Raw genomic sequence first — 7291 nt, forward strand, 5'->3', positions numbered from 1 at the left:
GGGTTGAAGGCCTTGAGGACCCGTTCGACTGTGGCGGGGCCGTTCGCGGGCATGACGCCGTCCTTGGTGAACATGGGCAGCGTGCTCTTGATCGCCTGGGCGTAGAGGGCCTTGCCGCCGCCCTGGGCGTAGTCGGCGGGCATCTTCGCGGCGATCTCGTCCGCGCTGTGCGTGGACATCCACTTCAGGGTCTTGACGAAGGCGTTGGCCAGCTTCTGGACGGTCTCCTTGTGGCTGTTGACCCACTCGGTCTGCATGTAGAGGCTGGACGACGGGTAGAGCCCGCCGAGTGCCTGCTTGGAGCCCTCGGGCGTCCGCATGTCGATGAGGATCTTGCCGAGCTTCTTGTCCAGGATGGTGGCGACCGTCGGGTCGGTGGTCATGCCGCCCTGGATGGAACCCTGTTGGAGGGCGGAGATGAACGTCTGCCCGGCGCCCACCGCGACGGGCGTGAACTCACTGGTCTGCACATCGCTGTTGACGGCGAGGTACTTCGTGAGGAAGTCGGTGGAGGAACCGATGCCGGTCACGCCGAGCTTCTTGCCCTTGAAGTCCTTCGCCGACTTGATGTCGCCCGCCGCCTGGTTGGACACGATCTCGACCTCGCCGGGGGCGTGGGAGAACTGGACGACGGACTCGACCTGCTTGCCCTTCACCTGGAGGTCGAGGGTGTGGTCGTAGAAGCCCACCGTGCCCTGGACATCGCCGGAGACCAGTGCCGTCTCGGCCTGGACACCGGCGGGCTCGGTCAGGAGCTGGACCGACACGCCCTCCTCCTTGAAGTAACCCAGCCGCTCGGTCAGCATCGCGGGCAGGTAGATGACCTTGTCGAGGCCCCCGACCATGATCTTGACCTTGTCGTTCTTGTCACCGGAGGCAGAGGTGGAGTCACCGCCGCCACAGGCGGTCAGGCTGGTCAGGGCGAGTACGCCGACGACGGCGAGGGCCGGGATCCGGGTGGATGTACGCATCTGATTCACGTCCTTGTGAAGGATAAGGCGGGAGTACGGAAGGCGACGGGGCGTCAGCGGGCGGAATCGGCGTCGGCCGGCTTCCAGCGGAAGAGCCGCTTTTCGAGGAAGGTCAGCAGACCTTCGGCCAGCAGCGCCACGATCGCGAGGATGACCATCGCGGCGTAGACACCGGCGGCGTTGAACGTGCCCTGGGAGGCGGCGACCAGCAGCCCGAGTCCCTTGGTGGCCCCGATGTACTCACCGACGATCGCGCCGATGAGTGCGAAGCCGAAGCTCACATGCAGGCTGGTGAAGATCCACGAGGTGGCGGAGGGAATGACCACCTGCAGGGTGACCTGACGGTTGCTGGCGCCCAGGATGCGGGAGTTGGCGACGAGGTTGCGGTCGACCTCCCGTGCGCCCTGGAAGGCGTTGAAGAAGACGGGGAAGAACACCAGGACGACCGCGGAGGCGACCTTCGACGCCGGGCCGAGACCGAACCAGATGAGGAAGATCGGCGCGAGCACGATCCGGGGCAGCGCGTTGAGCACCTTGATGTACGGACCGAGGACATCGGCGGCGAACCGGACCCGGCCCAGCGCGATCCCGAGCAGCACCCCGGCGATCACACCGATGACCCAGCCGAGCAGCGCTTCGTAGAGCGTGTACCAGATCTGTTCCCAGAGGGAACCCTGGGCGGTTCCGTCGACGACCCAGGTGCGGATCTGGTCCCAGATCTTCGACGGCATGGAGAAGTTGAACGGGTCGATGACCGCCGTACGGGCCAGCCATTCCCAGAGCCCGATGACCGCGAGGAGCACCGCGACCCGGCTGGCCGTCACCAGGTACTTGCGGTTCCTGGCGGCCCGTGCCCTGGCCCGGGTCCGGTCGGTCTTGGTCACGGCGGCGCTCGCGGTGATGGCTTCAGGCGACATCGAGGGCACCCCTCTCGCGGGTGATGCGGACCTCTTCGCCGAGCGAGGACCAGATCTCCCGGTAGATCTCGACGAACCGGGGTTCCAGTCGCACCTGCTCGACCTTGCGGGGGCGCGGCAGGTCGATCTCGAAGACCTCCTTGACCGTGGCCGGTCCCGCGGTCATGACCACGACCTTGTCGGCCAGCGCGATGGACTCCTCCAGGTCATGGGTGACGAAGACGACGGAGGCACCGGTGCCGGCCCACAGCTCCAGCAGTTCGTCCGACATCAGTGCCCTGGTCTGCACGTCGAGCGCGGAGAACGGCTCGTCCATCAGCAGGATCTCGGGGTCGTTGACGAACGTGGCCGCGAGAGCGACGCGCTTGCGCTGGCCGCCGGACAGCTGGTGGGGGTAGCGGTCCTCGAAGGAGGAGAGACCGACCCTGGCGAGCCACTCCCGGGCCCGCTCCTTCGCCTCGGGCTTGGGCACGCCGCGGAAGCGCGGACCCGCCATCACATTGGACAGTACGGTCCGCCACGGGAAGACCGCGTCCTGCTGGAAGACGAAGCCGACCTTGTCGCCGATGCCGCGCACCGGCTCCCCGGCCACCAGCACCTCGCCCTCGGTGGGCTCCTCCAGGCCGCTGACGAGGGTCAGCGTGGTCGACTTGCCGCATCCGGTGGGGCCCACGACGGCGACGAACTCACCGCGCCCGATCGTGAGGTCCAGGTCCCGTACGGCGGTGTGGAGCGCCCCCGACGGAGTCCGGAACGCTTTGCTCGCCCCCCGCAGCTCGATGGCGGGGCTCGTTTCGCTGTTCATGGAGCGGGACGCTAGAGGTGCCCCGAGGACCCGGGCACCCTTGCGCCCACAACTCATGGTTCTGCTCATAACGCGGGGTTCTGCTCGTTCTGCTCGCGCTCCGGCAACGAATGAGCCACGGGGACTGGTCATCGGTGACCGCGACGTTTACGTTGCGTTCACACAAGGACGAAACGGAGCATCATGTTCCTGGCCGGCGGAAGGCAGAGGGCGAGCACATGCGCATTCACTGGCCGCGCCGTGTCTTCGCCCAGGTCCTCCTCACCCAGTTGGTCATCACCACCGGCGTGATCATGCTCGTGACGGGGCTCTTCCTCGCCCCGCTCAGCCACCAGCTCGACAACCAGGCGATGCACCAGGCCCTGTCCATCGCCCAGACCACCGCCGCCGAACCCGGTCTGGTACGCGATCTGAGGAGCACCGGACCCAGCCCCGGCGGACCGGTGCAGGCCGAGGCGGAGCGGATCCGGCGGGCCACCGGGGCGCTGTACATCGTCGTCATGGACACCCGCGGCGTGCGCTGGTCGCACACCGACACCACGCAGATCGGCAAGCACGTCTCGACCGACCCCAGCACGGCTCTGGGCGGCCGGGAGATCATGCAGATCGACGACGGGACCCTGGGTCGGTCGGCGCGTGCGAAGGTCCCGCTCCGCGACCGGCACCGGAACATCGTGGGCGCCGTGTCGGTGGGCATCGCCTACGACAGCGTCCACGACCGGCTGCTGGGGGCCATTCCCGGTCTGCTGCTCTACTCCGGAGCAGCGCTCGCCGTGGGCGTGCTGGCCGCCCTGGCCGTATCCCGGCGGCTCCAGCGCGGCACGCACGGACTCGCCTTCGCCGACATCTCCGCGTTGCTGGACGAGCGCGAGGCCATGCTGCACAGCATTCGCGAGGCGGTACTGGCCCTCGACGCGCGGGGCCGGATCCGGCTGCTCAACGACGAGGCGCAGCGGCTGCTGGAGCTGGACCAGGACGCGGTAGGACGTGCCCTGGGCGAGGTGCTGCCGCCGGGCCGTACGGCGGAGGTGCTGACGGGACGGGTCGACGGCGCGAACCTGATCACCGTCTGCCGGGGCCGGGTGCTGATCGCCAACCGCATGCCCACCGGGGACGGCGGGGCCGTGGTCACCCTGCGCGACCGCACCGAGCTGGAACTGCTGGGCCGTGAACTGGACTCCACCCATGGCCTGCTGGACGCGCTGCGCGCCCAGGACCACGAGCACGCCAACCGGCTGCACACCCTGCTGGGGCTGCTGGAGCTCGGCAGGCACGATGCCGCGGTGGAGTTCGTCGAGGAGGTGACCAGCGGTCACCGGGCTTCGGCGGAACAGGTAGCGGAACGCGTCAACGACCCCTTGCTGTCGGCGTTGTTGGTGGGCAAGTCGGCCATCGCGGCGGAGCGGGGCGCCTCCCTGCGCATCTCGCCGGGCACCCGGCTGCCGGACGTGGTGGTGGACCCGCGCGATCTGGTGACCGTCCTCGGCAACCTGATCGACAACGCGCTGGACGTCGCCACGCTCATCGAGGTCGAGCTGCTCGCCGAGGGCAGCACGGCGGTGTTGCGGGTCAGCGACAACGGTCCGGGCGTGCCTCCCGGGATGCGGGAGCAGATCTTCACCGAGGGCTGGTCCACCAAGGAGTCCCCCGCGCACCGCGGGCGCGGCCTGGGCCTGGCGCTGGTTCGCCGGCTGGCCGAACGCTACGGTGGCGCGGCCCGTGTCACGGCCCGGGCCGGCGGCGGCGCGGTCTTCACCGTCGTCCTGCCCGAGGCACTCACCGTCCGGCCGCTGACAGAAGTGGGAGAGTCACGATGATCGATGTCCTGGTGGTGGACGACGACTTCCGGGTTGCCGAGATCAATGCCGCGTACGTGGCCAAGGTCCCCAGCTTCCGGGTCATCTCCCGTGCGCACACCGCCGCTCAGGCACTGGCCTTCCTGGAGCGCGACCATGTCGACCTCGTCCTGCTCGACCACTATCTGCCGGACGAGACGGGACTGACACTGGTCCGGCGGCTGCGCCAGCTCGGCCACCCGGCCGATGTGATCATGGTGACCGCGGCCCGCGATGTGGCGACCGTCCAGACCGCCATGCGGTACGGAGCGCTCCAGTACCTGGTCAAGCCGTTCAGCTTCAGCGGTCTGCGGTCCAAGCTGGAGAGTTACGCGGCCCTGCGCCGGACCCTCGAAGGGGTGGGCGGCGGCCGGGGCGAGGCCGGGCAGGAGCAGGTCGACCAGATCTTCGGTGCCCTGCGCACCGCGGAGTACGGCCCCGCGGCCGGGCTGCCCAAGGGGCACTCCGCACCCACCGCGGATGTCATCCGCCATGTCCTGTCGGCCGCCGAGGGACCGCTGTCCGCGCACGAGGTCGCCACGCGGGCCGGCCTCAGCCGCTCCACCGCGCAGCGGTACCTCAAGTACCTGGAGGGCGCGGGCCGCATCAGTCTCAGCCTCAAGTACGGCGACACGGGCCGTCCCGAACACCGCTACGCGTGGGCGAAGGCGAGCTGAGGCGCGTTCCGGCCGGCGCGGCCGGCCACTGACCCGGCACACCCTCATCCCGCGGCGAGCGCCCTCTCCGCGAGCGTTTCCAGGGCGGACCGGATCTCCTCGACGTCACTGCCCCGCCCCCGCTGGTACGCGAAGAGTTCGGGCGCCAGGGGCGCCAGCAGGATGTCGCTGAGTGCGTCGGGGCCGGGTACACCCGCCTCCTTGACGAGCATCCGGACATGCGCGCGCCAGAAGCCGTACGCCCCGGTGGCGTACCTCGCGGACCCGGACTCGGCGCGCAGGGTCAGGTGGATGTGCTGCTCCAGCAGGTCGGTCATCGCCGCGTAGAAAGCGGCCAGCCGCTGTGCGGGCGGCGCTCCGGGGCCCAGCGGCGGATCGCCGCGCAGCAGCTTCTCCTGGAGCGCGCGTTCGTGTTCGTCGAGGAGCGCCGCGGCAATGGACGGGATGTCCGGATAGCGGCGGTAGAGCGTGCCCCGCCCCACGCCGGCCTCCCGGGCGATGGCGTCCATCGTCACCTTGCGCGGGTCCCCCGCGGCGAAGAGCCGGTTCGCCGCGGCGAGCACCTTGGCACGGTTCCTTGCTGCGTCCGCGCGTTCCATGGATCCCACCGTACAGGAATAAGTGGACACGACGTCCGGTTACCCTGGTTGAGATAAGCGGACACGACGTCCACTTTTTTCGAGGGGACACCCATGCCTGTACTGCTGCACATAGCCGCCAGCGCCCGGAGCGACTCCTACAGCCGCGAACTGGGCGAAGCCTTCACCGCCGCCTGGCAGACCGCGCATCCGGCCGGCACGTACGTGCTCCGCGATCTGCGCACCGACCCGGTGCCGCAGATCGACGAGGCCTGGACCGAGCTCTGCGACCACGTCCTGCGGCACGGCATCACCGATATCGACCGGTACGAGGAGGCGGTGCGCGGCCCGGACCAGGCGCGGGCCTGGGAGGTGCTGCGGCCGCTGCTGGCCGAGCTGGTCGCCGCCGACGTCGTGCTGATCACGACACCGATGTACAACTTCTCCGTCCCCGCCTCCCTGAAGGCGTGGATCGACCAGGTGACGTTCCCCAAGATGTCGCTGGCGGGGCGCCGCTTCGTGATCGCCTCCGCCCGGGGCGGGGCCTACGGTCCGGGCACGCCGCGCGAACCGTACGACCATCAGGAGCGCTATCTGCGGGACTTCCTCGCGGGCCACTTCGCGATCGACGACCCGGTCTTCCTCTCGACCGAGCTGGTGAACTCCCGGATCGATCCCTCGCTCGCCGCGCGCCGCGCACAGCACGACGAGTCGCGGGCGGCCGCCCTGGCAGCCGCCCGCGAGTTGGGCGGAGGCATCCTATGAGCTGGCTGCTGCTGATCAGCGCCGGGCTGGTCGAGATCGCCTGGTCCCAGAGCATCAAGCCGACGCAGGGCTTCACCCGGCCGCTGCCGACGCTGCTGTGCGCCGTGCTCATGGTCGGCGCGGTGTATCTGCTCTCCCGGGCGATGGAGGGGCTGCCGGTGGGCACGGCGTACGCGGTCTTCACCGGCATCGGCGCGGTCGGGGCCATCGCCCTGGGGATTCTCGTCCACCACGATCCGGTGAGCCCGGGGCGGCTGGCGGCGGTCTCCCTGATCGTCGGCGGTGTGGCGCTGGCACGGATGACGACAACGTCCGCGTGACCCCCCGGTGATCAGTGCGGTGGCGGCCGCGGCTCCGAGTCGTCCGGGTATGCGGGTACGGCGTGCCAATGTGTGCTCCCAACTCGTGTGAGAGAAAGGCGAGGAGGGCGAGAGGGGCCGTGCCGTACCGCGTGCGGGCAGCACGGCACGGCCCCGTCACGGGGTGGCGCTGTACAGAGGGGGCCGCAGGGTGCCGGAGGACGTGTCCGTCATCGGCTTCGACGACATACCGGAGTCCGGCTCGTTCCTGCCGCCCCTGACCACCGTTCACCAGGACTTCGCCGAGGTGGGACGCCGCTGGGTGGAAGGGGCCCTGCGGCAGGTCCGCCAGAGCGGGACGGAGCGCGGCACCACGCTGGTGCGCACGCGACTCGTGGTGCGGCGGAGCACCGCGGCGCCGCCGGCCCGGTGGCCGGAGCGGCG

The 7291-nt window shown here is 69.8% G+C and carries 8 protein-coding genes and 1 pseudogene; 5 read left to right on the top strand and 4 right to left on the bottom strand.

Annotated elements, in window-relative coordinates; translation table 11 throughout:
- The 3 genes from ABZY11_RS41520 to ABZY11_RS41530 form a co-directional block, all read right to left on the bottom strand.
- A partial coding sequence (locus ABZY11_RS41520; protein WP_356484135.1) for an ABC transporter substrate-binding protein occupies positions 1 to 971 on the bottom strand: 971 nt, incomplete at its 3' end.
- A 53-nt stretch (positions 972 to 1024) separates the two neighbouring features.
- Positions 1025 to 1888, bottom strand: a complete 864-nt coding sequence (locus ABZY11_RS41525; protein ID WP_356484136.1) for an ABC transporter permease — start codon at positions 1886 to 1888, stop codon at positions 1025 to 1027.
- Positions 1878 to 2693 (bottom strand): ABC transporter ATP-binding protein, encoded by an 816-nt coding sequence (locus tag ABZY11_RS41530; protein WP_266430638.1) that lies wholly within the window; start codon positions 2691 to 2693, stop codon positions 1878 to 1880. The genes ABZY11_RS41525 and ABZY11_RS41530 overlap by 11 nt, the downstream gene beginning before the upstream one ends.
- Before the next feature lie 218 nt (positions 2694 to 2911).
- On the opposite strand from ABZY11_RS41530, the gene ABZY11_RS41535 reads away from it, so the two are divergent.
- Together ABZY11_RS41535 and ABZY11_RS41540 are read left to right on the top strand one after the other, a co-directional pair.
- Complete coding sequence (locus ABZY11_RS41535; RefSeq protein WP_356484137.1) at positions 2912 to 4510, top strand: sensor histidine kinase; 1599 nt, start codon at positions 2912 to 2914, stop codon at positions 4508 to 4510.
- Positions 4507 to 5205, top strand: coding sequence for a response regulator (locus ABZY11_RS41540; protein ID WP_356484138.1), 699 nt, complete (start codon positions 4507 to 4509; stop codon positions 5203 to 5205). Before ABZY11_RS41535 ends, ABZY11_RS41540 begins: the two co-directional genes overlap by 4 nt.
- A 44-nt stretch (positions 5206 to 5249) precedes the next feature.
- Here the strand turns inward: ABZY11_RS41540 and ABZY11_RS41545 are convergent, their stop codons facing one another.
- Positions 5250 to 5804 (bottom strand): helix-turn-helix domain-containing protein, encoded by a 555-nt coding sequence (locus ABZY11_RS41545; protein ID WP_356484139.1) that lies wholly within the window; start codon positions 5802 to 5804, stop codon positions 5250 to 5252.
- Between the two features lie 93 nt (positions 5805 to 5897).
- Here ABZY11_RS41545 and ABZY11_RS41550 point away from each other — a divergent pair, with 93 nt between their 5' ends.
- The 3 genes and pseudogenes from ABZY11_RS41550 to ABZY11_RS41560 all read left to right on the top strand — a co-directional run.
- Complete coding sequence (locus tag ABZY11_RS41550) at positions 5898 to 6548, top strand: NAD(P)H-dependent oxidoreductase (protein ID WP_356484140.1); 651 nt, start codon at positions 5898 to 5900, stop codon at positions 6546 to 6548.
- A complete protein-coding gene (locus tag ABZY11_RS41555) occupies positions 6545 to 6868 on the top strand; it encodes a multidrug efflux SMR transporter (RefSeq protein WP_356484141.1) in 324 nt (107 codons plus the stop codon). Before ABZY11_RS41550 ends, ABZY11_RS41555 begins: the two co-directional genes overlap by 4 nt.
- 166 nt (positions 6869 to 7034) lie before the next feature.
- Positions 7035 to 7291, top strand: a pseudogene (locus ABZY11_RS41560) (substrate-binding domain-containing protein); the annotation flags it as partial.

The sequence above is a fragment of the Streptomyces sp. NPDC006510 genome (assembly GCF_040611955.1).
Lineage (GTDB): Bacteria > Actinomycetota > Actinomycetes > Streptomycetales > Streptomycetaceae > Streptomyces.

What these genes read in the sequence shown, in the direction of transcription:
- ABZY11_RS41550 (WP_356484140.1), top strand. Translation starts at nt 5,898, where the DNA reads ATGCCTGTACTGCTGCACATAGCCGCCAGCGCCCGGAGCGACTCCTAC.
- ABZY11_RS41535 (WP_356484137.1), top strand. Translation starts at nt 2,912, where the DNA reads ATGCGCATTCACTGGCCGCGCCGTGTCTTCGCCCAGGTCCTCCTCACC.
- ABZY11_RS41555 (WP_356484141.1), top strand. Translation starts at nt 6,545, where the DNA reads ATGAGCTGGCTGCTGCTGATCAGCGCCGGGCTGGTCGAGATCGCCTGG.
- ABZY11_RS41540 (WP_356484138.1), top strand. Translation starts at nt 4,507, where the DNA reads ATGATCGATGTCCTGGTGGTGGACGACGACTTCCGGGTTGCCGAGATC.
- ABZY11_RS41525 (WP_356484136.1), bottom strand. Translation starts at nt 1,888, where the DNA reads ATGTCGCCTGAAGCCATCACCGCGAGCGCCGCCGTGACCAAGACCGAC.
- ABZY11_RS41545 (WP_356484139.1), bottom strand. Translation starts at nt 5,804, where the DNA reads ATGGAACGCGCGGACGCAGCAAGGAACCGTGCCAAGGTGCTCGCCGCG.
- ABZY11_RS41530 (WP_266430638.1), bottom strand. Translation starts at nt 2,693, where the DNA reads ATGAACAGCGAAACGAGCCCCGCCATCGAGCTGCGGGGGGCGAGCAAA.